The following is a 21,732-nucleotide window of genomic DNA, read 5'->3' as shown; positions in this document are numbered from 1 at the left end:
CACAACGGCACAACGGCACAACGGCACAACGGCACAACGGCACAACGGCACAACGGCACAACGGCACAACGGCACAACGGCACAACGGCACAACGTCCACACCGCCGCACCGCCGCACCGCCGCACCGCGCGGCACCATGCCCCTAATCCTCAACGCATCGCTTCGATCAGCTTCTCCAGCTTTACTGCATCCGCCGCAAACGCGCGAATACCTTCGGCGAGCTTTTCGGTTGCCATTGCCTCGTCGTTGACGAGAAAGCGGAACGACGGCTCGTCGACCGGCACGCGCTCCAGGTTCGCGTCGTGCGAGCTTTCCGGCGACAGTTTGCGTTCCACCTTGTCGGTGCTTTCATGCAGCTTTTGCAGCAGGTCGGGGCTGATGGTCAGCAAATCGCAGCCGGCCAGTTCCAGAATCTGGCCGGTGGTGCGGAAGCTCGCGCCCATCACCTCGGTCTTGTAGCCGAACTTCTTGTAGTAAGCGTAGATGCGACGCACCGACTGGACGCCCGGATCGTTCGCACCGCCGTCTTTCGCTTCGTCCCACGCGCTGCCGGCGTTTTTCTTATACCAGTCGTAAATCCGGCCGACGAACGGCGAGATCAGCTTGGCGCCCGCCTCCGCGCATGCGGCGGCCTGGGCGAGCGAGAACAGCAGCGTCATGTTGCAATTAATGCCTTCTTTTTGCAGCACTTCGGCGGCACGCACGCCTTCCCACGTGGAGGCCAGCTTGATCAGCACGCGTTCGCGGTCGATGCCGTGCTCCTTGTAGAGCGCGATCAGTTCACGGCCCTTGGCGATGGAGCCCTGCACGTCGAACGACAGACGCGCATCCACTTCGGTCGACACGCGGCCCGGGATGATCTTCAGGATTTCGGTGCCGAACGCAATCAGCAACTGATCGATGATCGCGCCCATCGGCTTGGACGCATGATCTTTCACCGTCTTTTCGAGCAGCGGACGGTAGTCGTCCTTCTGCACGGCCTTGAGGATCAGCGACGGGTTGGTGGTCGCGTCTTGCGGCTTGTATTGCGCGAGTTGCTGGAAGTCGCCGGTATCGGCCACGACCGTGGTGTATTGCTTGAGTTGATCGAGTGCGGTTGTCATATTCGTGCCTTTAGGGGCGCATGCGCCACGGTTCAGGAGAATGAGTTGCAGCCGGATCGAAAGACCGCTTCGGTCCGGCTGCCACGAGTTTCGCTGCAGCGCTTACCCAGGATTGCAACGGGCGCCGCGACGTTGCAACCATGTTGCCGGGAAACGCTGCCGGATGCCTCTATTTTATGGCGGATCGTCTGATGCAGTATTGACACCGTGCGCCGCCGGTCCGTTCACTCTTGTCTCGCCCTCACGCACGCCGCGCATTCAGCACGACTTGCGTGACGACGCCCGCCACCAGCCCCCAGAACGCCGAGCCAATGGACAACAGCGTGAGCCCGGACGCCGTCACCATGAAGGTGACGAGCGCCGCTTCGCGCTGCCTTGCATCCTGCATCGCGTTGGTGAGGCCGCTCATGATCGAGCCGAACAACGCCAGCGCCGCCACCGAGACGACGAGTTCGCGCGGAAACGCCGCGAACAGCGCAGCAATTGTCGCGCCGAACACGCCGGCGATCAGATAGAAAATTCCGCACCACACCGCGGCCGTGTAGCGCTTGTCGCGGTTCTCGTGCGCTTCGGGGCCGGTGCAGATTGCCGCCGTGATCGCAGCAAGATTGACGCCGTGCGAACCGAACGGCGCGAGCGCGAGCGACACGATGCCGGTCGTCGAAATCAACGGCGCGGAGGGCGTGGCATAACCGTCGGCGCGCAGCACCGCAATGCCAGGCACGTTCTGCGACGCCATGGCCACCACGAAGAGCGGAATGCCGATGCTGATGCTGGCTGCAAGCGAAAACGACGGCATGGTGAACACCGGCTGCGCGAGCGTGACCTTGAAGTGGCTGAAATCGAGCAGTCCGAGCACCCCGGCTGCGAGCGTGCCGGCGATCAGCGTCAGTGGAATCGCATACCGCGGCGCAATCCGTTTGACGACGAGATAGGTCAGAAACATTGTCAGCACGAGCGCAGTCTGGAATTGCGCGGCGCGAAAGATCTCAATGCCGATCTCGAACAGAATGCCCGCCAGCAAGGCGGCTGCGATGCCTGCGGGAATTTTCTTCATTAGCGTGTCGAACCAGCCTGTCAGACCGACGACGGTGAGCAGCAGCGCGCAGACGATAAACGCGCCGATTGCCTGCGCGTAGGGCACGTGCGGCAACGACGAAACGAGCAGCGCCGCACCCGGCGTCGACCATGCCACCACGATCGGTGCGCGAAAGCGCAGCGACAGACCGATGGTGCTGACTGCCATGCCGATCGACAACGCCCAGATCCACGACGAAATCTGCGCGTTGCTGAGATGCGCGGCCTGGCCGGCCTGAAACATCAGCACGAGCGAACTGGTGTAGCCGGTCATCATCGCGACGAAACCTGCGACGATCGCGGACAGCGATGTGTCGGCAATAGGGTTGAAGCGGCCGGGCGCAATGCCGGCGGTGGCCAGTTCAGGCGATGACGAGCGGCGCATGCAGGTACTTTCTTGTCGTTGAGGGTGGAGCGGGGCGGCTTATTTGCTCAGAATGCGCATGGCGGCCTCGAGGCCGGCGAGCGTGAGCGGGTACATGCGGTGACCGAGCACCTCACGAATCGCGCTGACAGACTGGCGGTACGGCCACAAGCCTTCCGGTTCCGGGTTCAGCCACGCGTGATGCGGAAAGTGATCGGCGAGCCGGCGCAGCCAGACCGCTCCCGCCTCGGCGTTGTTGTATTCCACGGAGCCGCCCGGTTGCAGCACTTCATAGGGACTCATGGTCGCGTCGCCGACGAAGATCAGCTTGTAGTCGGACGTGAACTTGTGCAGCACGTCCCACGTCGGCGTGCGCTCGGCGTGGCGGCGCCGATTGTTCTTCCACAGAAAGTCGTACACGCAGTTGTGGAAATAGTAGAACTCGAGATGCTTGAACTCGGCCTTGGCGGCAGAAAAGAGCTCTTCGGTGCGCTTGATGTGATCGTCCATCGAGCCGCCCACGTCAAGCAGCATCAGCACCTTCACCTTGTTGTGCCTCTCGGGCACCATCTTCAGGTCCAGCCAGCCAGCGTTCGCGGCGGTGCTGCGGATCGTGTCGGGCAGGTCCAGTTCTTCGGCCGCGCCCTCTCGCGCGAAGCGGCGCAAGCGGCGCAGCGCGACCTTGATATTGCGCGTGCCGATTTCCACCTGGTCGTCGTAGTCGCGATAGGCGCGCGCTTCCCACACCTTGACGGCCGTGCGATTACCCGCCGCGTCGCCGCCAATGCGCACGCCCTCCGGGTTGTAGCCGCCATTGCCGAACGGCGAGGTGCCGCCAGTGCCGATCCACTTGTTGCCGCCCTCATGCCGTTCTTTCTGTTCGTCGAACAGTTGCTTCAGGCGCTCCATGAGCTTGTCGATCCCGCCCATTGCCTCGATCTGCGCTTTTTCTTCGGGCGACAGATCGCGTTGCAGCTTTTTCTTCAGCCAGTCGAGCGGCACGTCGAAGGCGAGCTCCGACGCCTTGGCCACGCCGTTGAAATAGGCGCCGAACGCCTGATCGAACTTGTCGAAATACTGCTCGTCCTTCACGAGCGTCATGCGCGCGAGGTAATAGAAGTCGTCGAGTGACGGCGTGATGACGTTGGCTTTGAGCGCCTCGAGCAGCGTCAGGTATTCCTTCACCGACACGGGCAGCTTCGCGGCGCGCAGCGAGTAGAAGAAGTCGATCAGCATGCTGGGTCCCCTGCGGCGCGAGCCAGATAGGAGGTCAACGGTTGTTGCGGTTCATGAAGATGAGCCGTTCGAACAGGCTCACGTCCTGCTCGTTCTTGAGCAGCGCGCCGGCGAGCGGCGGAATGATCTGCTTCTGATCCGCGGAGCGCAGCGCTTCGGGCGGAATGTCCTCGGCAAGCAGCAGCTTGAGCCAGTCGAGCAGTTCGGACGTCGACGGTTTCTTCTTCAGCCCCGCCACGTTGCGCAACTCGAAGAAGCTCTGCATGGCCGCGGCCAGCAGTTCCTTCTTGATGCCGGGGTAGTGCACCTCGACGATCTGCTGCATGGTGGCCGGATCGGGAAACTTGATGTAATGGAAAAAGCAGCGGCGCAGGAAGGCGTCGGGCAGCTCCTTCTCGTTGTTCGACGTGATGATGACGAGCGGCCGCTGCTTGGCGCGCACCAGCTCGTGGGTCTCGTACACGTAGAATTCCATGCGGTCAAGTTCGCGCAGCAGGTCGTTCGGAAACTCGATGTCGGCCTTGTCGATCTCGTCGATCAGCAGCACGGTTTGCTGGTCCGACTCGAATGCCTGCCACAGCACGCCCTTCACGATGTAGTTGCGAATGTCCTTGACGCGTTCGTCGCCGAGCTGCGAATCGCGCAGGCGCGACACCGCGTCGTATTCGTACAGACCCTGCTGGGCCTTGGTGGTCGACTTGATATGCCACTGCAGCAGCGGCATGCCGAGCGCCGCGGCGACCTCTTCGGCCAGCATGGTTTTCCCGGTGCCGGGCTCGCCTTTGATGAGAAGCGGGCGCTTGAGCGTCATCGCGGCGTTGACCGCGAGCTTGAGGTCGTCGGTGGCGACGTACTGCGATGAGCCTTCGAAACGCATGGCGAGGTGCTCTCTGGCGTGGGAAAAAACCCAGTATAAGTCAGAAGCCCTGTTGGCCTGAAGCCGGCTCGCGTAAGGTTGCAGCCGCGTCTTTGCGTACTTCCCGTGGCGGCGCGCGCGTGGCGCGCCGCGGTGCCGACACCGGCCCACCGGCGCGTACGCCCCGCGCGGTGGACGTTCGGCGCGGCGACGCGGTACAATTAGCCCGATTTTTTTGGCCTGCGTGGCTCCCTATAAGAAAATGGCGCGGGCCGTTGCCTTTTCGGGCGCCCGTTTCCCCTCAAGCCAGGTTACATGCTATGAACAAATTCGTCGGCAAACACGTCGTGATCGCAGCGCTGTCGGTGCTCGCGGGCTATGCGGCCAGTGCGCAGGCAGCGGATGTCGTCGGCAACGCGAAAGCGGGCCAAGGCAAGGTCGCGATGTGTATTGGCTGCCACGGCATCCCTGAATACCGCACGGCTTACCCTGAGGTGTACCGCGTGCCCATGCTGGGCGGCCAGAATCAGGCGTACCTCGAAAACGCGCTGCGCGGCTACAAGAAGGGCGACCGCCACTTCGAAACGATGCATGCGATCACCGCATCGCTATCGGATCAGGACATCGCCGACATCGCTGCTTACTACGCAGCGCAAAATTCCTCATCGAAGAGCAATCCCGACAAGTGACAGGTGGCTGGCTGCGCTCATCCAACCAGTCACACGGCTATTAAATTCGCGGGATAGGAGAATTCATGAATAAGCCCCAACAGGCACTCCACACGGTGTTCAAGGCTGCATGCGCGTCGGCGGCAGTATTTGGTCTGTTTGCAGCGAGCGTCGCCCATGCGGCAGACGCCGGCAACGGCAAGGTGCTGTCCGACAGCCACAATTGCGCGGCCTGTCACGGTCCGAACCTGAACAAGCCGGTGAGCCCGGAATATCCGAAGCTCGCGGGTCAGCACTCGGACTACATCTACTGGGCGCTGCGTCAGTATCAGATGGGTAACGGCAACCCGCACATGGGTCGCAATAACGCGATCATGCAGGCGCAGGTGCAGAGCCTGTCGCAAAGCGACATGAAGGACATCGCGGCTTATATCGAATCGCTGAAGGGCGATCTTGTCCAGAAGAAGTAAGCACGCCGCGCCGCAACGGGCGGCACCTCGGGCAGTTGTAAACGCCATGCTGTAGACGCCGCTGCAACGCCTCGCTTCGATGGCTGGCTTGCTGACTTTGCTTCGATGACTTTGCTTTGATGCTTAGCTTTAACGCGTTGCTTTAATGGTTAGCTTTAAAGGCTCGCTCTAGTGCTTGCCTTAGCGCCTGGCTTTAATTCAAGGCCGTCTTCAACACCCCGCTTTGGCGGGGTGTTTTGTTTTGAGCCGCGGCTTTCATGCCTGCTCGTTCCAGTCAGTCGCGCGTCGCGCGGCGTTCAATCCGCTGCAAGTACGCGTCTGTGTCCGGCGGCATGCCGCTGCGCTGCGCTTCCCAGATCGTTTCGCCAAGGCATTCCATGATCGCGTGCTGAGCGTCGTGCGTCGAACCGAGCCGGGCGGCGAGCCGCTCATGCGCGGCGCGAATGCCGGGCGGCTGATCGATCGACAACTGCTCGCTGATGGCCAGATGCATCGACAGATGCAAAAACGGATTGGTTTGCCCGCGCTCAGGCGAATAGTCCTGCGCCTGGGCGGCCTCGGCATCGGTCAGGTCCGCGTGATACTCGGGGTGCTCGCTGATCCAGTCGGCGGCCATCGCTTCGAGTGGCGTGAGGATTTCGCCATGGCGCTGCTTGCGCCACGTCTCGGTAAAGAATTGACGGACTTCGTCGCGGCTGGGATTGAACATCATGGGACCGGTGTATTGAGTGGGGCGGTGAGGAAAATGCGGCGCATCCACGCGGTAACGCATCGACGCGCGGTTCGCGCCGCCTTCTGCCGCAGGGTATGCCGCAGCGTCTACCCAGGCTGGGAGTCATGCCTTGGTGCGGCAACAAGCATGGTATGGCTGCGAGCGTGGTGCGGTTGCAAGCGTGGAGTGACCGCAAGCGCAGTGCATCATTTTACGCGCGGCCGCCGCGGCCCGCTGAGCGTGGTCCGACTCACAGATCGGGTGGCGGCGTCTTCGGCCGGAATTCGCACAGCGGCTCTATCGCGCAATGCCAGCACTCCGGCCGGCGCGCCTTGCAGACATAGCGGCCGTGCAGGATCAGCCAGTGATGGGCGTCGTGCTTGAACTCGGCGGGCGTGAACTTTTCGAGCGCCGCTTCGACTGCGCGCACGTCCTTGCCGGGCGCAAGCCCGGTTCGATTGGCAACCCGAAAGATGTGCGTGTCCACCGCGATGGTGGGATGACCGAACGCAGTGTTCAGAATCACATTGGCCGTCTTGCGCCCGACGCCCGGCAGGCTTTCCAGCGCCTCGCGGTTTTCGGGCACCTCGCCGCCGTACTGGTCCAGCAGAATGCGGCAAGTCGCGATCACGTTCTTTGCCTTGTTGCGATACAGGCCGATCGTCTTGATGTAGTTCGCGACGCCTTCCTCGCCGAGCTCGAGCACGGCCTGCGGCGTGTTTGCGACCGGAAACATCTTGCGCATTGCCTTGTTGACCGACACGTCCGTCGCCTGCGCCGACAGCAGCACGGCGATCAGCAGTTCGAACGGTGTCGTGTACTCGAGCTCGGTAGTGGGGTGCGGATTGATGCTCTGAAGCGTTTCGTAGATGGCGCGGCGTTTGTTCGCATTCATGCTGAGCGGGCAGAGGCGGTGGCGGTTAGCGCGGGGTGCGCGCGCGGAGCGGTGCCGGGGGCGCGTCCGGGCTGGGAGTGTCGGTGGTGCCGGTGGTCCCGGTGGTCCCGGTGGTGTGCGTGGTGCCGGCGGTGGTATCGGTCGCGGGGTGGTCGACGGGTTGGTCGGCGAGTCCCAGACGGCGGCGGCGTGCTTCCGCAGCGTCGATCTGCGCCTGCACCTGCGCGCTGACATGTTCCGTGTTCAACGGTCCCTGGCCTTTGGCCGCAAGTTCTTCCTTCTTCTTGCGCGCTCGCTCGAGCGCGGCCTGAATGATCGCGCGTTTCTTCGCTTCGGCGTCTTCGGTGGCGGATGCGGGCGCGGTGGCCGGCGCTACGGCAACGCCCGCAGGCGCGCCGGCAGCCGCGCCGGTGGTAGCGCCAGAAGCGGGAGTTGCACCCGCACTTGAACCCGCGCCTGAACCCGCAGATGCAGCCAAAGCGCCGCTTCGCCGCGCCGCAACACGGGCTTCGGCGGCTTCGCGCTCGCGCGCGAGACGCGCCTCACGCCGGTTATGCCGCTCGCGTGCCGCGTCGGCCTGCGGCTGACTCCATGCGTCCCAGCCGGTGGCCTCGCCGGTCACGGGCGGCATGGAAATGCAATCGACCGGGCAGGGCGGCACGCACAGGTCGCAACCCGTGCACAGCTCGGCAACGACCGTGTGCATGTGTTTCGGTGCCCCAACTATTGCGTCGACGGGACACGCCTGCATGCAAAGCGTGCAGCCGATGCAGATCTGTTCGTCGATCACCGCCAGCGGACGCGGCCGTTCGACGCCATTGGCTGGATTCAGCGCGATGACGGGCTTGCCGAGCAGGGCCGCAAGCCGCGCGACGCCTTCGGCGCCGCCCGGCGGGCACTGGTTGTAGCCGGCTTCGCCGCGCGCGACGGCCTCCGCGTACGGACGGCAGGCGGGGTAACCACACTTGGTGCATTGCGTCTGGGGAAGCAGATTTTCAATGCGATCTGCGAGTGTCTTGATCTGTGTCACGGTCACGATGTGTGGCCAAGCGGGACTCGGCGGGCGGCCGCACAGCTTGATTTAAATAGCACATTATCGCCGATTTCCCCAATTGCCATCCGCAATCCATGTGCCATAATCGAAGCGCTTATTTCGAAAGACCGCAGAAGGGTTTTCCCCCAACCAGCCCGTCCAGTGCTGTCGGTGCAAGGCCCGAGGAGAGGCCGGCGGTGCGATCCGGATAACGCGGCTCACGAAGACAATGCCACCATGAATCAGCCGAAAATCAAAAGAGATCCTGAAGGCACCCGGCGCCGCATTCTGCTTGCGGCTGCCGAAGAGTTTGCAAATGGTGGGCTATTCGGCGCGCGCGTCGATCAGATCGCCCGCCGCGCTGAGACGAATGAACGCATGCTCTACTACTACTTCGGTAGCAAGGAGCAGCTTTTCACAGCAGTACTCGAGCACGCGTTCAGCGCGCTCAATGAAGCGGAACGCACGCTGGAACTGAACGGCATTGCACCGGTGGAGGCCGTCACGCGTCTTGCGCATTTTGTGTGGGACTACTATCGCGATCATCCCGAACTGCTGCGCCTCGTCAATAACGAAAATCTGCATGAGGCGCGTTATATGCAGAAGTCCACGCGCATCCGCGAAATGATTTCGCCGATTGTCGCCACACTGGGCAGCATTCTCGAGCGTGGCCAGCGCGCGGGCCTGTTTCGGACCAATGTCGATCCGCTGCGCTTTTACGTCACGCTGTCGGGCATGGGCTACTACATCGTGTCCAACCGCTTCACGCTGGAAGCAACGCTCGGCCGCGATTTCAGCAGTCCGGGTGAGCGCAGTGAAGTGATCCAGATGAACACCGAACTACTGCTCGCGTATCTGCTGCGCAAGTAGCAGAGCGCCTTTCGCTGGCCATGAAAGTGGCCGCGAGGTCAGGTGCGATGTGGTGCGGCGCATTGTCCGCTCACGCTTCGAGATGGACAAAGCAAAAAAAACGGCCTCCCGTCAGGAGGCCGTTTTCATATGCTGCCCGCATTCGTTTGCGGGCACGCCGCTCACACCTCGGCTTTTTCCTTCACCACCTTCGGCGCTTTGTTGTGCTCGAGAATGAAGTCGCGCAACTGCGGATAGATAATCGTGCGCCAGCGGCGGCCTGAAAAGATGCCGTAGTGGCCGCACTTTTCCGCCGTGAAGTGGCGCCTGTTCTTCTCCGGAATGCCGGTGCACAGCTCGTGTGCGGCAAAGGTCTGGCCGTCGCCGGAAATGTCGTCCAGCTCGCCCTCAATCGTGAAGAGCGCCGTTTTCGTGATGTCCTGCGGCCGCACGCGTTCGCCGGCCACGTCCCACGTGCCCTCCGCAAGGCGGAATTCCTGGAACACCACGCGGATCGTGTCGAGGTAGTAATCGGCGTCCATGTCGAGCACCGCGTTGTACTCGTCGTAAAAGCGGCGATGCGCTTCGGCGTCGTCTTCGTCGCCACGCAGCAGGCTCTGGTAGAAGTCCCAATGCGACGCCGCGTGACGCTCCGGATTCATCGCGACGAAACCGGTGTGCTGCAGAAAGCCCGGGTACACCTTGCGGCCGACGCCCGGATAGTTCGGCGGCACCGTGAAGATCACGTTGTTTTCGAACCACTCGTACGAGTGCTGCGTGGCGAGCGAATTCACCGAAGTCGGACTCTTGCGCGCGTCGATGGGGCCGCCCATCATCGTCATGGTGCGCGGCGTGTCCTCGCCTCGGCTCGCCATCAGCGAAATGGCGGCGAGCACCGGCACGGTCGGCTGGCACACGGAAATCACGTGCAAATTCTTCGCGCCGATGTGGCGGATGAATTCCTGAATGTACGCGATGTAGTCGTCCAGATGAAACTCGCCGTCTTCGAGCGGCACCATGCGAGCGTCGATCCAGTCGGTCAGATAGACCTTGTGGTCCTGCAACAACGTGCGCACTGTGTCACGTAGCAGCGTGGCATGGTGCCCCGACAAAGGCGCGCACACCAGCACGACCGGCTCGTCTTTCAGTTGAATGACAGCGTCACTGTCGTCCGCGAAACGCTTGAAGCGCATCAGTCGGCAGAACGGCTTCTCGATGATCGTTTGCTCGATGATCGGGATGTTGTGGCCGTCCTTGACGATCTGGTGGAGGTTGAACTCCGGCTTTTCGTAATCTTTACCGAGCCGGTAGAGCAGCTCGTAGCCCGCCGAAAGGCGCGTGGCGCCGGGCACATAGGCGAGCGGGCTGGCAGGGTTCGCGAACGATTTCGACGCGGCCTGAGCCCAGGCGGTAAGCGGGCTCAGCATAGCCCGCTGGAATTCGTGCAATTGATAGAGCATGGGTGCTCCGTTTTAAGCGGTTCGCATGGGGCTTCGCAAACACGCGTGTGGCGTTGCGGCGGGCCATATTGGTTGTTGGCACATTGTTATGCGGCCGACATACGGTTCGATCATATAGAAACCAGGGTACTTGTGCAATGCAGCAATTCTGTAAGGCCGATCCGCAAAAGTGTCATTGAATCATGCTACTGGCGATGCTGCTGTGCCGCTATCCGGGCTTGCAGCAGCCTCAAGTTCTGCCTGCTGCGTGCCGTTATGGGACGGCTGACCCGTCGCCTGCGCCATCGCCTGTTCGTGCTTCATCAGGTTCAGGCCGGTGTTGACCAGCGCCACGTGCGAGAACGCCTGTGGGAAGTTGCCGACGAGGCGCTTTTGCGCCGGGTCGTATTCTTCCGCGAGCAGTCCCACGTCGTTGCACAGGCCGAGCAGCCGCTCGTACATCGCAATGGCTTCGTCGAGGCGGCCTTGCAGCGCAAGGTTGTCGACCATCCAGAACGAACAAGCCAGAAACGTGCCTTCCCCGGGCGGCAGGCCGTCGTCGAACTCGGTGGTCCGGTAGCGCATCACGAAGCCGTCGTGCATCAGGTCGCGCTCAATTGCCGCCACGGTGCCCTTCACGCGCGGATCGTGCGGCGACAAAAAGCCCACCAGCGGCAGCAGCAGCAGGCTCGCGTCCAGCCGATCGCTGCCGTAGGTCTGCGAAAACGCATTGAGGGCGGGATTCCAGGCCTTCTCGCAGACCTCCGCGTGAATCTGCGCGCGGGTGGCGCGCCATTCGTCGAGCGGGCCTTGCAGATCGAACATTTCCGCCGAGGCGAGCGCACGGTCGAACGCAACCCACGCCATCACCTTGGAAAACGTGAAATGCTGGCGGCCGCCGCGCGTCTCCCAGATGCCTTCGTCGGGCTGTTGCCAGATCGTAGCGAGGTGGCGCAGCAACGCGCATTGCACGTTCCACGACGTGTCGTCCGCCTGCAGGCCGCCCACTCGCGCAAGATGCAGCGCGTTCATCACTTCGCCGTACACGTCGAGCTGTAGCTGCCCGACCGCGTTATTGCCGATGCGCACGGGCTTCGCGCCCTGGTAGCCGGGCAGCCAGTCGATCTCGAACTCGGGCAGGCGCCGTTCGCCGGCGAGTCCGTACATGATCTGCAACTGGTCGGGCGCGCCCGCCATGACCCGGCCGAGCCAGCTGCGCCAGGCGCGCGCCTCGTCGTAATAGCCGCCGCGCATCAGCGCGAGCAGCGTGATGGTGGCGTCGCGCAGCCAGCAGTAGCGGTAGTCCCAGTTGCGCGTGCCGCCGAGCTGTTCCGGCAGCGACGTAGTGGGCGCGGCGACGATGCCACCGGTCGGTTCATAAGCGAGCGCGCGCAGCGTGATGAGCGAGCGGCGGATCGGTTCGGCCCATCTCCCTTCTATGCTGCCGCGCGCCGCCCACTCCAGCCAGTGGTTCTCGGTGCGCGCGAGCGCCGTATGCGGATCGCGCGCGGGCGGAAGCCGCAGGTGCGAAGCCGAATAGGCGAGCGAGAAGGGCACGCGCTCGCCTTCGCTGACGGTGAACTCGGCCACGGTTTTCATGTTCTCGCCGCGCAGATCCACGGGCGTGCGCAGCACGGCGTTATCCGGACCGACGAGGGCGCGAATGCCGCTTTCGTGCTTCAGACGGTCGACCCACGGAATGGAGAAGCCGTAGTCGAAGCGCAGCACCAGCTCCATTTTCATGCGCACGGTGCCGCGCTTGCCGACCACGATGCGCACCATTTCCGACCAGCCGTTGCCGGGCGGCATAAAGTCGACCAAGGTGACCGCGCCCTCGGGCGTTTCGAAGTGCGTTTCGAGGATCAGCGTTTCGTCGCGATAGCGGCGCGTAATGGTGGGGGGCGTGTCCGAGTCGGGGCAGATCAGCCAGCGGCCGTTGTCCGGCGTACCAAGCAGCGCGGCAAAGCAGGCGCCGGAGTCGAAGCGCGGCCAGCACAGCCAGTCGACGGAACCGTCGCGGGAAACGAGCGCGGCCGTGTGGCCGTCGCCAATGAGCGCATAGTCTTCGATGAGTGCGGGCATGGGCGTCCGTATCAATGCCTTCAGTGCTTTTCAGTAACTGGCGCGGCAAGCTCGGCTGCGCCCCGTTCGTTGTTCGTGCGCAACCCGCGTTGCCGTATGGTTCGTCACCGCACCATGCGGCAAAACGCGGGTTGTAATTGCCAAATTGATGCCTACAATCAGTAATCCAGCCGACACGCAAACTTCCCGGTTTGCGAAGCCGGCTTACCCATCGCGCATGCACACGCCGTTTGGAGGACGAAAGCCATGCTGAATCCGTCAAAATCCGACTGCATCACGATTCTCTCCGCCGCGAGCCAGCTCGCGGAAGATTCAATGCTCCCACTCGATCATGGCCGTCTGGGTCTGAGCCGCAATGGCATGCGGACCGCCGCGAGCTTTCTGATCGAACGGGCCTGCTTCCGGCGCTATCAGGAAGGTGACGGTCATTATGCCGTCGGCGCGCTATCGTTGCAGGGGCGCTTGCGGCTCGAACAGCTTTCGAACGGCTGAGTCCGGCGTTGCCGCGCGGGTGCCCGCTCGGGGTTCTGTGCCCGCACGCGCTGCGCTGCCTGAACGCAAGGCATTTATTGCACACGCGCATTGCACACGCGCGGCCCTGACCGGCACCGGTATGCCGGCGTGCGGCTCACACGGTTCACGCTTCTCCCTGGCTTTTTTCTACACTTGTCTCCACGCCCGCCTGGACGTCTACCAGGCATGCCCGTGCACACCCGCACGCCATAGCACGTTTTCCGCACCCTGACCCGCTGCGCCTACGCCTTGTTCTCGACGACACAAGCCGGGCCTGCTTGCGCCCGGCTGTCTTGCTCAGAAGTGCGACGAACCCACGCCAAAAATGCCGATGATCCCGATGATGATCAGATAAAGCGCGACGATGTAGTTCAGCAGCCGCGGCATCACGAGAATCAGAATGCCGGCGATCAGGGAAACCAGCGGGCCCAGGCTCAGGGTGATGTTCATGAAGACTCCGTAGTGTGGTGACACGTAGTTGAGAATGTCCCGTTCAGGCGGGACGATTGCTACTCATGCAGCCGCCATGCCGCGCGACGCAGCGCCGACTCGACGGATTGACGCCCGACGCAGCGCCAGGCATCGCAGGCATGAGACCGCCGGCCGCCTGGCAGCATGATCCGTTGCAACGCTTTTATACTTGCTCGAGAACAACGACGCTCGAGCGCCGCGCGGCAGACCAGAGGCACGATTGCAACCGCTTTACGCAAATAACCCTGTAGAGGAGGTCGTATGCTGGGTCGTCACCGGGCCGCCGTGCATGCTGCGCGAGCGCTTGAGCCGTCTTCTTCGTATCACGAGGTTGACTTCATTTCACGGCGGGCCCGCAGTTGGAGTGCAATGGGCGCCGCCCGCTCGATCATAAAAGGTTTCGCGCTCATGGTCTCGATTGTCGCTTCGTCCGCGTATGCGCAGGATGCCGGTTCCAACGCGGTTGCCGCCGACGGCGTGTACGACCTGCTGGTCGGCACCTATACCGGCGGCAAGAGCGAAGGCTTGTACGTCTATCGTTTCGATACCAAGACCGGCGAGGCGACGCGCGTGTCGGTCGCCCAGACCGTGAACCCGTCGTACCTGGTCGTGAGCCGCGATCGCCGTTTCGTGTACGCGGTCAACGAACTACCCGGCGATAACGGACCGGCCACCCAGCGTGGCGGCATCAGCGCGTTTCGCTTCGATGCCGCGAGCGGCCAGTTGAGCTTCCTGAACAAGGTTTCCGCCGATGGCAACGATCCCTGCTATCTAAGCCTTTCGCCGGACGGCAAGTATCTGCTTGCCGCGAACTATTCGGTGGCAGCCGATCCCGGCGGCAGCTTCGCGGTGTTTCCGGTCGCGGCCGACGGCCAGCTCGGCGCGTCGCTGCTGACCGTGCATCATGAAGGAGGCGGTCCGGTGAAGGGGCGCCAGGACAACTCGCACGTGCACTCCACGGTGTTCTCCGCGGACGGGAAGTACCTGTTTGCGCAGGATCTCGGCGCGGACAAGCTGTACTCGTACCGCTATATGCCCGACGGCAGCCGCGGCCTGTTCGGCCCGACCGACTGGCGCTACACGCCGCAAAAACCGGGCAGCGGCCCGCGGCATCTGATATTCGACGCCGACGGCAAGCACGCGTATCTGACGAGCGAACTCGCCGCGACCGTCACCACGTTCAATTACGAAGACGGCAAGCTCACGCAGGTGCAGACTATGTCGCTCACCGAGCCGGGCTTCAAGGGCGCGGTAGGCGCGGCGGCGATCCATCTGTCGCCTGACGGGCGCTTCCTCTACGCGACCAATCGCGGCGATGCGAACGAGATCGTGATCTTTTCGGTCGATCCCGCGAACGGACATCTGAAGAAGATCGGTCGTCAATCGAGCCTCGGCAAGGCGCCGCGCGAGTTCGCAATCGATCCGACCGGCAAGTGGCTGATCGTCGGCAATCAGAACAGCGACACGGTCTATGTGTTCCGGCGCAATCAACAAAGCGGTCTGCTCGAAGCGAACCCCAAGCGGATCGAGATCGGCTCGCCGGTGGATTTCAAGCTGGTGTCGCCGTCGTAGGCGAGGGTGTTGAATGGCAAACGGGCCGCGTTCTAGCGGCCCGTTTTGCATGGTCGAGGTGAGCCACCTGGCTGACGTTGCGTTTGCTGTGCGGTCGATGCGGCCGGCGCAGGCTGCGCGATTGGCGTCGTGTTGTCGCGTCGTCGATATAACCCGCGCAACCGGCGTTGCATTGTCGCGTTGTGGCGTTGTCGACGGGACCGATCCGCTGGTGTTGCGTCGCAGCCGCATGCCCGCGGCGCGCCGCGCGAGGCCTATGCGGCCCCGCCGGCATGCTATTCCGCCGGACCAGGCGCCAGCACTTCGCGGCTGCCGTTGATACCCATTGCCGACACGAGCCCCGCCGTCTCCATCTGCTCGACCAGACGCGCCGCGCGGTTATAGCCGATGCGCAACTGCCGCTGCACCGACGAGATCGACGCGCGCCGCGTGCGCACAACGAAGGCGACTGCTTCGTCATAGAGCGGATCGGCTTCCGCATCCGGCGAGTCGCCGAACAGGTCCTGCGTCGCGCCGCCCTCGGTGGCCGGGCCGTCGAGAATGCCTTCCTCGTATTGCGGCTCGCCGAACTGCTTCAGATATTCGACGATCGCATGCACTTCTTCGTCCGCGACAAACGCGCCGTGCACGCGTTGCGGATAGCCGGTGCCCGGCGGCAGGAACAGCATGTCGCCCTGGCCTAGCAGCGACTCCGCGCCCATCTGGTCGAGGATCGTGCGCGAGTCGATTTTCGACGACACCTGGAACGCGACCCGCGTCGGAATATTCGCCTTGATGAGCCCGGTGATTACGTCCACGGAGGGCCGCTGCGTCGCCAGAATCAGATGGATGCCGGCCGCGCGCGCCTTCTGCGCGAGCCGTGCGATCAGTTCCTCGATTTTCTTGCCGGCCACCATCATCAGGTCGGCCAGCTCGTCGATCACGACGACGATTAGCGGCAGCGGCGCGAGGGGCTCCGGCGCTTCAGGTGTCAGTGAGAACGGATTGCCGAGCTTCTTGCCCTTGGCTTCCGTGTCGCGAATTTTCTGATTGAAGCCCGCCAGATTTCGCACACCGACTGCGGACATCAACCGATAGCGCTTTTCCATTTCGCCGACACACCAGTTGAGCGCGTTGGCGGCGAGCTTCATGTCGGTGACCACGGGCGCGAGCAGATGCGGGATGCCTTCGTAGACCGACAGTTCCAGCATCTTCGGATCGATCATGATGAGGCGCACTTCCTCGGGCGTCGCCTTGAAAAGCAGCGAGCAGATCATCGCGTTAATGGCTACCGACTTGCCCGAGCCGGTCGTGCCCGCGACAAGCATGTGCGGCGCTTTGGCGAGATCGGCGACCACCGGATGGCCGGTGATGTCCTTGCCCATGGCAAGCGTCAGTTGCGAATGCGAGTTCTGATACACGCCTGCTTCGAGAATCTCGGACAGGCGGATCGTCTGGCGCTTGGCGTTCGGCAATTCGAGGCCCATGCAGGTCTTGCCGGGAATCGTTTCGACGACGCGGATCGACGTGAGTCCGAGCCCACGCGACAGGTCCTTCATCAGTCCGACGATCTGGCTGCCGCGCACGCCGAGCGCCGGTTCCACCTCGAAGCGGGTGATGACCGGACCGGCCGACGCGCCGACCACCGTGACGGGCACCTTGAACTCCTGCAGCCGTTGTTCGATCAGCAGGCCGGTTTCCGTGAGCTTTTCCTCGGAAACCGGCTCGATGTCGGTGTCCGCGGGCGCGAGCAGATCGAGCGTGGGCAATTCCACCATCGACGCGGCCGGCGCGTGAAACTCGAAGCCGTTGGCCGGACCGTGGCCGCGCGGCGGCGGGCGCTGCACGACGCTCTCAGGCGCGGGCTCGACATCTACACGTGCTTGAACCGGTGCGTGAATGGGCGTTGACGGAAGGCCGGGATTCGCGGCGGGCGTCGGCTGTTGCGCGGACGCCGTCGCCGGGGCGTCCAGGCGAGGGGGTTCGTGTCCGTCAGGACCGGTATGTGCGGTCGCCTGAGCCTGCGCTAGCGGCTGCGTCGCGGGACCGGGAAAGCGCACCACGTTCGACGATGCCGACGGCGCGAAGCTTTGCGCGGGCGTGGCGGCGGCATCGTCTGCGGGTGAGGTGTGCGCGAAGTTTGCGGCGGAGCCGGAATCCGCGAGGGGAGGGGGCGCAAGCGTTTCGCTTTCGGCCGGGGGTGGCGCAGCGGCGGCGGATGCTGATGCGTGGGCGTCGGCGTTGTCGCTGACGTCGGCGCTGAAGGCATGCCGCGTCGGCGAAGGGTTGTTCGATGCCGCTATCGTCCGCTCGTCCAGAGGCGGCGCGGTGGGGACATTGCGTTGCGCGTCACCGTCAAGGCTCGGTTCGGTAGGCGCGCCTGGGGTGCGCTCTGCATGTTCCGGCGATTCGTCCGCCGTCGCAGACTCTTCTTCCCACGGCGGTGTCTGCGGCGAGGCGTCAGCCTGCTCAAAACGGCTCGCGAAGATGCCGAACGGCGTGCGCGCAAGTGTCGCCGGAACGTCGCGCGTGACCGGGGCGACCGATGCGTCCACTGATGCGTCCACCGGCGCCTCGACCGATGCATCAACCGTCGCCCCAACCGCGGTTTTCATGGCTGGCGGAACTGTAGCACTGCCGTCATGGCCGACGTACTGCTGCGTTGACACACCGCGATCCGCCGAATCCGCGATTTCGCCAGACGACGCATGCGCGGGAGATGACGCCGCAGCGGATGCGTGGTCTTCCCAACCCGAAGCATGAGCGACGCCGCCGGCACCCGGCGGCACAACGCTCGCGCCTCCGATCTTCGCGCCTTCGGCGCTCGTACTGCGTGCAAGGCTGACGCCGGCGATATCCGTCCAGCGGGCGGCGTTTTCCGCGATGCTGCGCAGTGTTTCCTGAACGCTGGCAGGCGGCGGCGTGACTTTCTCGCCCACAGGCATGGGCCGCGTGTAGCTGGGCGCCGGCGAGGGCGGGCGCGCCGCGTTTGAAATGCCGCCGGTCTCGTTCGCGCGAATGGCCGACGTCGCCGGCTGTGCGCGCGCAAGCGATGGGGAGAAGGACACGGCAGCCGGACTGACTGCAGCACGGCCAGCAGAGGACGTCTTTGCGGACAGCGCGCCCGGCGTTGCTCCCGTGCCTCCCGCGCCGCTTGACTCGCCGTGGCCCATCTGCGCTCCTGTTCGAAGAGCGCCACCTGCGGTTGATGCCGAGCCCACTGCCGCGACTCCCGCGACTCCCGCTGCCCCGGCCACGCGCGCCGCTGCTGCGGCGCCTGCACCCATTGCTATCGAGTCGCCGTTTCGCACCCCATGACCCGAGCGGCCGGCGGAGTGCGCCGCAACACGCCCCCCACCGCCAACACCAGCCGTTCCCCCCGAGTTCCGCGCAGACGTGTCCGTCCGCTGGCCGGTCTCACGCAACCATCCAGCCGGTGCGACGGGCTCAGCCGGTATCGACGACAGTCGTTCGCCGCCAGACGCCTGCACCGCGGGCCGTGTCGCTGTCGGCCGTGCCGATGTCGCGTTGCCCGTGCGCAAGACGGGCTCGACCGGCGCAACCTGAGCGCGCGCCGCGCCGCGTGCCGCGCGCCAACCCTCGGCCGCCGCCCGGCCTGCCGTTTCCCGCCCGGCGGTCGATCCGGCCGCGGCGGAATGGGCGCCGCCCGCGGCCCCACCGGCCGCGCGGCTCTTCACGGGTGGCCGCCAAACGGTCGGCCGCGCGTAGCGCCCTTTGCTTCTTGGCGCCATCGTGTTGATCGAGCTGGAGAGGTGCGGCGCCGCGCCATCGTCCAGGCTGCGATGACGGCGCGCCTCGTCGTCGCGCCTCGCTAGACCGCGCGAGGCGAGCCCGAGGCCGAACGCACCATCGGCCCAGAGAAGAAACTCGCGCCAGTGAAAACCGACGAGCCACGGCAGGCTGACGAGGAAAACGCCGAGCGCCGCGAGCGGCGTGCCGATATGCCCGAGCAGGTGACCGAGGCCTGTCGCGAGCGCATGGCCGATCGCATTAGTGCCGGCCGCGCCGATAAGCGACGCTTCGAGCGTGCAACTCGCCAGCATCGTGCAGACGAAGCCTAGCCACAGCCGGATCGTGCCCGGACCGCGCAGGCCCGCGCCGCCAGGCAGCATCGACTTGACGAGCCGCCAGATGAGAGGGATGAACCAGACGGCCGACCCGCCGAACCAGCCGAAAACTACCGTGTGCATACTAGACATCGACGAATGACGGATTGGCGAAAACGCAATCCGTCGAGTTTAAACCGGCGAAGCCAAACGCTCCGCAGGCGGACGCAAGTATGCCTGCGTCCTCGTGCGAAGCGGACCCGGCGCGCTGGACAACTCGCGCGCCGCTGCGCCCCGCCGCTTGTTGACCGCTCATTCGCAGGTCGCTTGCCGCTTACTGATCATTCATTTGCCAGCCTCGCCGCTGCGCTCGAACACCAGCGTCTCGCCGTTATCCAGCACGAGCTGCATCTGCTGCGGCGCGCGCATCTGCACGCCGGTTCGTTGAATATGCGTGAGCGCGTTCAGATACGAGCTTTCGATCTGTCCGCCCGGCGTCGCGCAAGCCTTGCGCGTGCCGCCCAGCGTGCCGAACGAGAGCTTGCCGTCCTTCAGCGCGTACGAACCCATATAGCGGTTGCAGCCCGAAAAGCCGCTCGCGTGGCGCTGGCCTGCGGCGGTGGACAGCGTGAGGGTGATCGGCCCGCTCCCATCCGCGGATGGGACCGCGCGCGCTTTGCCGTCTGCATCTTTCCATCCGCTGAGGGTCCAGCTGGTGTCGTCAAGCAACTGCGTGGCGGCTGGGTTGAACGGGTCGGGCGCGGGGGCTTCCGCATCCGGATGTTTCGGAATCGCGCAGGCGCCGAGCAGCGCCGCGACGCTCAGCGCGGCGAGAGCCGTGCGCGCGTTGGGAGCGATGCGCGCGAGACGTCGCGTGGACAGGCGTGGTTGCATGGCGTCGTTCCTCTTCAAACTGGCAAAGGCGTAAGGGTAACGCACTCGGCGCGCCGCGCGGACAAGGCGCGGCGAGGGGCCCGCATGTTAACATCGTGTTCTGTCCAATCACACCCTCATCCGACTTTTATCTGGAGACCTCATGCAGATCGGCCAACGGATCGGCACGCCCCTTTCTGAATCCGCGACGCGCGTGATGCTGCTCGGCGCCGGCGAGCTCGGCAAGGAAGTGATCATCGCGCTGCAGCGGCTGGGCGTCGAGGTGATCGCCGTCGACCGTTACCCTGATGCGCCGGGCCACCAGGTCGCGCACCGCTCGCACGTGATCGACATGACCGACCGCGCCGCGCTGCGCGCGCTCGTCGAAGCGGAGCGTCCGCATCTGATCGTCCCCGAAATCGAGGCAATCGCCACCGACGCGCTGGCGGCCATCGAAAGCGACGGCATTGCCGAAGTCATCCCCACCGCGCGCGCCACGCAGCTCACGATGAACCGCGAGGGCATCCGGCGCCTCGCCGCAGAAGAGCTGGGCTTGCCCACCTCGCCGTATGCATTCGCCGATTCGCTCGAAGAACTGCGCGCGGGCATTTCCAGGGTCGGCTATCCGTGCGTGGTGAAGCCGGTCATGTCGTCCTCGGGCAAGGGGCAGTCGGTGCTGCGCAGCGACGCCGACGTCGAACCGGCCTGGCAGTACGCGATGGCAGGCGGCCGTGTGAATCACGGCCGGGTGATCGTCGAGGGTTTTATCGACTTCGAATACGAGATCACGCAATTGACGGTGCGCGCGATCGATCCGTCGACCGGCGAGGTCGCCACGTATTTCTGCGATCCGATCGGCCACGTGCAGGTGGCGGGCGATTACGTGGAATCGTGGCAGCCGCAGCCAATGAGCCCGCGCGCGCTCGAACGTTCGCGCGAAGTCGCCCACAAGGTGACGGCCGCGCTCGGCGGACGCGGGCTCTTCGGCGTGGAACTTTTCGTGCGCGGCGATGACGTATGGTTCTCGGAAGTGAGCCCGCGTCCGCACGACACGGGTCTCGTGACGCTGTGCTCGCAACGTTTTTCGGAGTTCGAACTGCACGCGCGCGCTATTCTCGGTTTGCCGGTCGATACGTCGTTGCGCGCACCGGGTGCGTCGGCGGTGATCTACGGCGGGCTCGACGAGACAGGCATTGCGTTCGAAGGCGTTGCCGCGGCGCTCGCCGTGCCGAACGCGGATTTGCGACTCTTCGGCAAGCCGGAGAGCTTCGTCAAGCGGCGCATGGGCGTGGCGCTCGCCACCGGCGAGCATATCGACGAAGCACGCTCGCGCGCAAAAGAGGCAGCGGCGGCGGTGCATCCCGTGTCGGCAAAGCCGGCGCGGTAATGCGCCTGCCTGGTGCCTGCCTGATGCCTGCCGCGCGGGTGGCGAAAGCACGGCAAGGACGGCAAGCACGGCCGCTGGACACACA

General features: G+C 64.2%; 17 protein-coding genes and 1 pseudogene. 6 read left to right on the top strand and 12 right to left on the bottom strand.

Translation table 11 applies throughout. The features are described from left to right. Window positions 1-150: 150 nt before the first annotated feature. From tal to F757_RS0127560, 4 genes are all read right to left on the bottom strand, one after another. On the bottom strand, window positions 151-1,104 hold the full coding sequence (gene tal, locus F757_RS0127575) for a transaldolase (protein ID WP_027214200.1): 954 nt from the start codon (window positions 1,102-1,104) through the stop codon (window positions 151-153). Window positions 1,105-1,345: 241 nt separating this feature from the next. Beyond that, window positions 1,346-2,566, bottom strand: a complete 1,221-nt coding sequence (locus F757_RS0127570; protein ID WP_027214199.1) for a benzoate/H(+) symporter BenE family transporter — start codon at window positions 2,564-2,566, stop codon at window positions 1,346-1,348. Between the two features lie 39 nt (window positions 2,567-2,605). Continuing rightward, window positions 2,606-3,781 (bottom strand): vWA domain-containing protein, encoded by a 1,176-nt coding sequence (locus F757_RS0127565; RefSeq protein WP_027214198.1) that lies wholly within the window; start codon window positions 3,779-3,781, stop codon window positions 2,606-2,608. A gap of 34 nt (window positions 3,782-3,815) precedes the next feature. After that, a complete protein-coding gene (locus F757_RS0127560; protein ID WP_013338618.1) occupies window positions 3,816-4,658 on the bottom strand; it encodes an AAA family ATPase in 843 nt (280 codons plus the stop codon). Window positions 4,659-4,957: 299 nt separating this feature from the next. Here F757_RS0127560 and F757_RS0127555 point away from each other — a divergent pair, with 299 nt between their 5' ends. Further along, window positions 4,958-5,326 carry a c-type cytochrome gene (locus F757_RS0127555; RefSeq protein WP_013338619.1) on the top strand — a complete coding sequence of 123 codons (369 nt, stop codon included), beginning with the start codon at window positions 4,958-4,960 and terminating at the stop codon, window positions 5,324-5,326. Between the two features lie 65 nt (window positions 5,327-5,391). Then, on the top strand, window positions 5,392-5,775 hold the full coding sequence (locus tag F757_RS0127550) for a c-type cytochrome (RefSeq protein ID WP_027214197.1): 384 nt from the start codon (window positions 5,392-5,394) through the stop codon (window positions 5,773-5,775). A gap of 274 nt (window positions 5,776-6,049) precedes the next feature. Here the strand turns inward: F757_RS0127550 and F757_RS0127545 are convergent, their stop codons facing one another. The 3 genes from F757_RS0127545 to rsxB all read right to left on the bottom strand — a co-directional run bounded on the left by F757_RS0127545 (window position 6,050) and on the right by rsxB (window position 8,418). Next, complete coding sequence (locus F757_RS0127545; protein ID WP_027214196.1) at window positions 6,050-6,484, bottom strand: DUF1841 family protein; 435 nt, start codon at window positions 6,482-6,484, stop codon at window positions 6,050-6,052. 253 nt (window positions 6,485-6,737) lie between these two features. Then, on the bottom strand, window positions 6,738-7,382 hold the full coding sequence (gene nth / locus F757_RS0127540) for an endonuclease III (RefSeq protein ID WP_027214195.1): 645 nt from the start codon (window positions 7,380-7,382) through the stop codon (window positions 6,738-6,740). A 25-nt stretch (window positions 7,383-7,407) separates the two neighbouring features. Beyond that, entirely contained in the window at window positions 7,408-8,418 is a 1,011-nt protein-coding gene (gene rsxB / locus F757_RS0127535) for an electron transport complex subunit RsxB (protein WP_027214194.1), read from the bottom strand. A 234-nt stretch (window positions 8,419-8,652) separates the two neighbouring features. On the opposite strand from rsxB, the gene F757_RS0127530 reads away from it, so the two are divergent. Then, window positions 8,653-9,285 (top strand): TetR/AcrR family transcriptional regulator, encoded by a 633-nt coding sequence (locus F757_RS0127530; protein WP_006048365.1) that lies wholly within the window; start codon window positions 8,653-8,655, stop codon window positions 9,283-9,285. Window positions 9,286-9,446: 161 nt separating this feature from the next. On the opposite strand, the gene F757_RS0127525 is transcribed toward F757_RS0127530, so the two are convergent. Beyond that, complete coding sequence (locus tag F757_RS0127525; protein ID WP_027214193.1) at window positions 9,447-10,724, bottom strand: polyhydroxyalkanoate depolymerase; 1,278 nt, start codon at window positions 10,722-10,724, stop codon at window positions 9,447-9,449. 180 nt (window positions 10,725-10,904) lie between these two features. Next, entirely contained in the window at window positions 10,905-12,785 is a 1,881-nt protein-coding gene (locus F757_RS0127520) for a glycoside hydrolase family 15 protein (protein WP_027214192.1), read from the bottom strand. Between the two features lie 246 nt (window positions 12,786-13,031). Here F757_RS0127520 and F757_RS0127515 point away from each other — a divergent pair, with 246 nt between their 5' ends. Continuing rightward, the gene (locus F757_RS0127515; RefSeq protein WP_027214191.1) at window positions 13,032-13,277 is read left to right on the top strand and encodes a hypothetical protein; all 246 of its coding nucleotides are present in this window, start codon (window positions 13,032-13,034) and stop codon (window positions 13,275-13,277) included. Window positions 13,278-13,595: 318 nt separating this feature from the next. Here the strand turns inward: F757_RS0127515 and F757_RS35495 are convergent, their stop codons facing one another. Then, complete coding sequence (locus F757_RS35495; RefSeq protein WP_006048361.1) at window positions 13,596-13,748, bottom strand: DUF3096 domain-containing protein; 153 nt, start codon at window positions 13,746-13,748, stop codon at window positions 13,596-13,598. A gap of 282 nt (window positions 13,749-14,030) precedes the next feature. Between F757_RS35495 and F757_RS0127505 the strand changes: the two genes are divergently transcribed. Beyond that, window positions 14,031-15,341 carry a lactonase family protein gene (locus F757_RS0127505; protein ID WP_027214190.1) on the top strand — a complete coding sequence of 437 codons (1,311 nt, stop codon included), beginning with the start codon at window positions 14,031-14,033 and terminating at the stop codon, window positions 15,339-15,341. 275 nt (window positions 15,342-15,616) lie between these two features. Here the strand turns inward: F757_RS0127505 and F757_RS37090 are convergent. After that, window positions 15,617-17,155 (bottom strand): annotated as a pseudogene (locus F757_RS37090) (DNA translocase FtsK); the annotation flags it as partial. A gap of 2,577 nt (window positions 17,156-19,732) precedes the next feature. Then, window positions 19,733-20,281, bottom strand: coding sequence for an META domain-containing protein (locus tag F757_RS0127495; protein WP_027214188.1), 549 nt, complete (start codon window positions 20,279-20,281; stop codon window positions 19,733-19,735). Between the two features lie 142 nt (window positions 20,282-20,423). On the opposite strand from F757_RS0127495, the gene purT reads away from it, so the two are divergent. Then, entirely contained in the window at window positions 20,424-21,647 is a 1,224-nt protein-coding gene (gene purT / locus F757_RS0127490; protein WP_027214187.1) for a formate-dependent phosphoribosylglycinamide formyltransferase, read from the top strand. Window positions 21,648-21,732: the final 85 nt, after the last annotated feature.

The sequence above is a fragment of the Burkholderia sp. WSM2232 genome, assembly GCF_000472545.1.
Taxonomy (GTDB): Bacteria; Pseudomonadota; Gammaproteobacteria; order Burkholderiales; family Burkholderiaceae; genus Paraburkholderia.
This window is presented reverse-complemented; position numbering and strand designations above follow the sequence as displayed.

Excerpts from the sequence above, each read along its gene's own strand:
- tal (WP_027214200.1), bottom strand. The coding sequence starts at position 1,104 with ATGACAACCGCACTCGATCAACTCAAGCAATACACCACGGTCGTGGCC.
- F757_RS0127570 (WP_027214199.1), bottom strand. The coding sequence starts at position 2,566 with ATGCGCCGCTCGTCATCGCCTGAACTGGCCACCGCCGGCATTGCGCCC.
- F757_RS0127565 (WP_027214198.1), bottom strand. The coding sequence starts at position 3,781 with ATGCTGATCGACTTCTTCTACTCGCTGCGCGCCGCGAAGCTGCCCGTG.
- F757_RS0127560 (WP_013338618.1), bottom strand. The coding sequence starts at position 4,658 with ATGCGTTTCGAAGGCTCATCGCAGTACGTCGCCACCGACGACCTCAAG.
- F757_RS0127555 (WP_013338619.1), top strand. The coding sequence starts at position 4,958 with ATGAACAAATTCGTCGGCAAACACGTCGTGATCGCAGCGCTGTCGGTG.
- F757_RS0127550 (WP_027214197.1), top strand. The coding sequence starts at position 5,392 with ATGAATAAGCCCCAACAGGCACTCCACACGGTGTTCAAGGCTGCATGC.
- F757_RS0127545 (WP_027214196.1), bottom strand. The coding sequence starts at position 6,484 with ATGTTCAATCCCAGCCGCGACGAAGTCCGTCAATTCTTTACCGAGACG.
- nth (WP_027214195.1), bottom strand. The coding sequence starts at position 7,382 with ATGAATGCGAACAAACGCCGCGCCATCTACGAAACGCTTCAGAGCATC.
- F757_RS0127530 (WP_006048365.1), top strand. The coding sequence starts at position 8,653 with ATGAATCAGCCGAAAATCAAAAGAGATCCTGAAGGCACCCGGCGCCGC.
- F757_RS0127525 (WP_027214193.1), bottom strand. The coding sequence starts at position 10,724 with ATGCTCTATCAATTGCACGAATTCCAGCGGGCTATGCTGAGCCCGCTT.
- F757_RS0127520 (WP_027214192.1), bottom strand. The coding sequence starts at position 12,785 with ATGCCCGCACTCATCGAAGACTATGCGCTCATTGGCGACGGCCACACG.
- F757_RS0127515 (WP_027214191.1), top strand. The coding sequence starts at position 13,032 with ATGCTGAATCCGTCAAAATCCGACTGCATCACGATTCTCTCCGCCGCG.
- F757_RS35495 (WP_006048361.1), bottom strand. The coding sequence starts at position 13,748 with ATGAACATCACCCTGAGCCTGGGCCCGCTGGTTTCCCTGATCGCCGGC.
- F757_RS0127505 (WP_027214190.1), top strand. The coding sequence starts at position 14,031 with ATGCTGGGTCGTCACCGGGCCGCCGTGCATGCTGCGCGAGCGCTTGAG.
- F757_RS0127495 (WP_027214188.1), bottom strand. The coding sequence starts at position 20,281 with ATGCAACCACGCCTGTCCACGCGACGTCTCGCGCGCATCGCTCCCAAC.
- purT (WP_027214187.1), top strand. The coding sequence starts at position 20,424 with ATGCAGATCGGCCAACGGATCGGCACGCCCCTTTCTGAATCCGCGACG.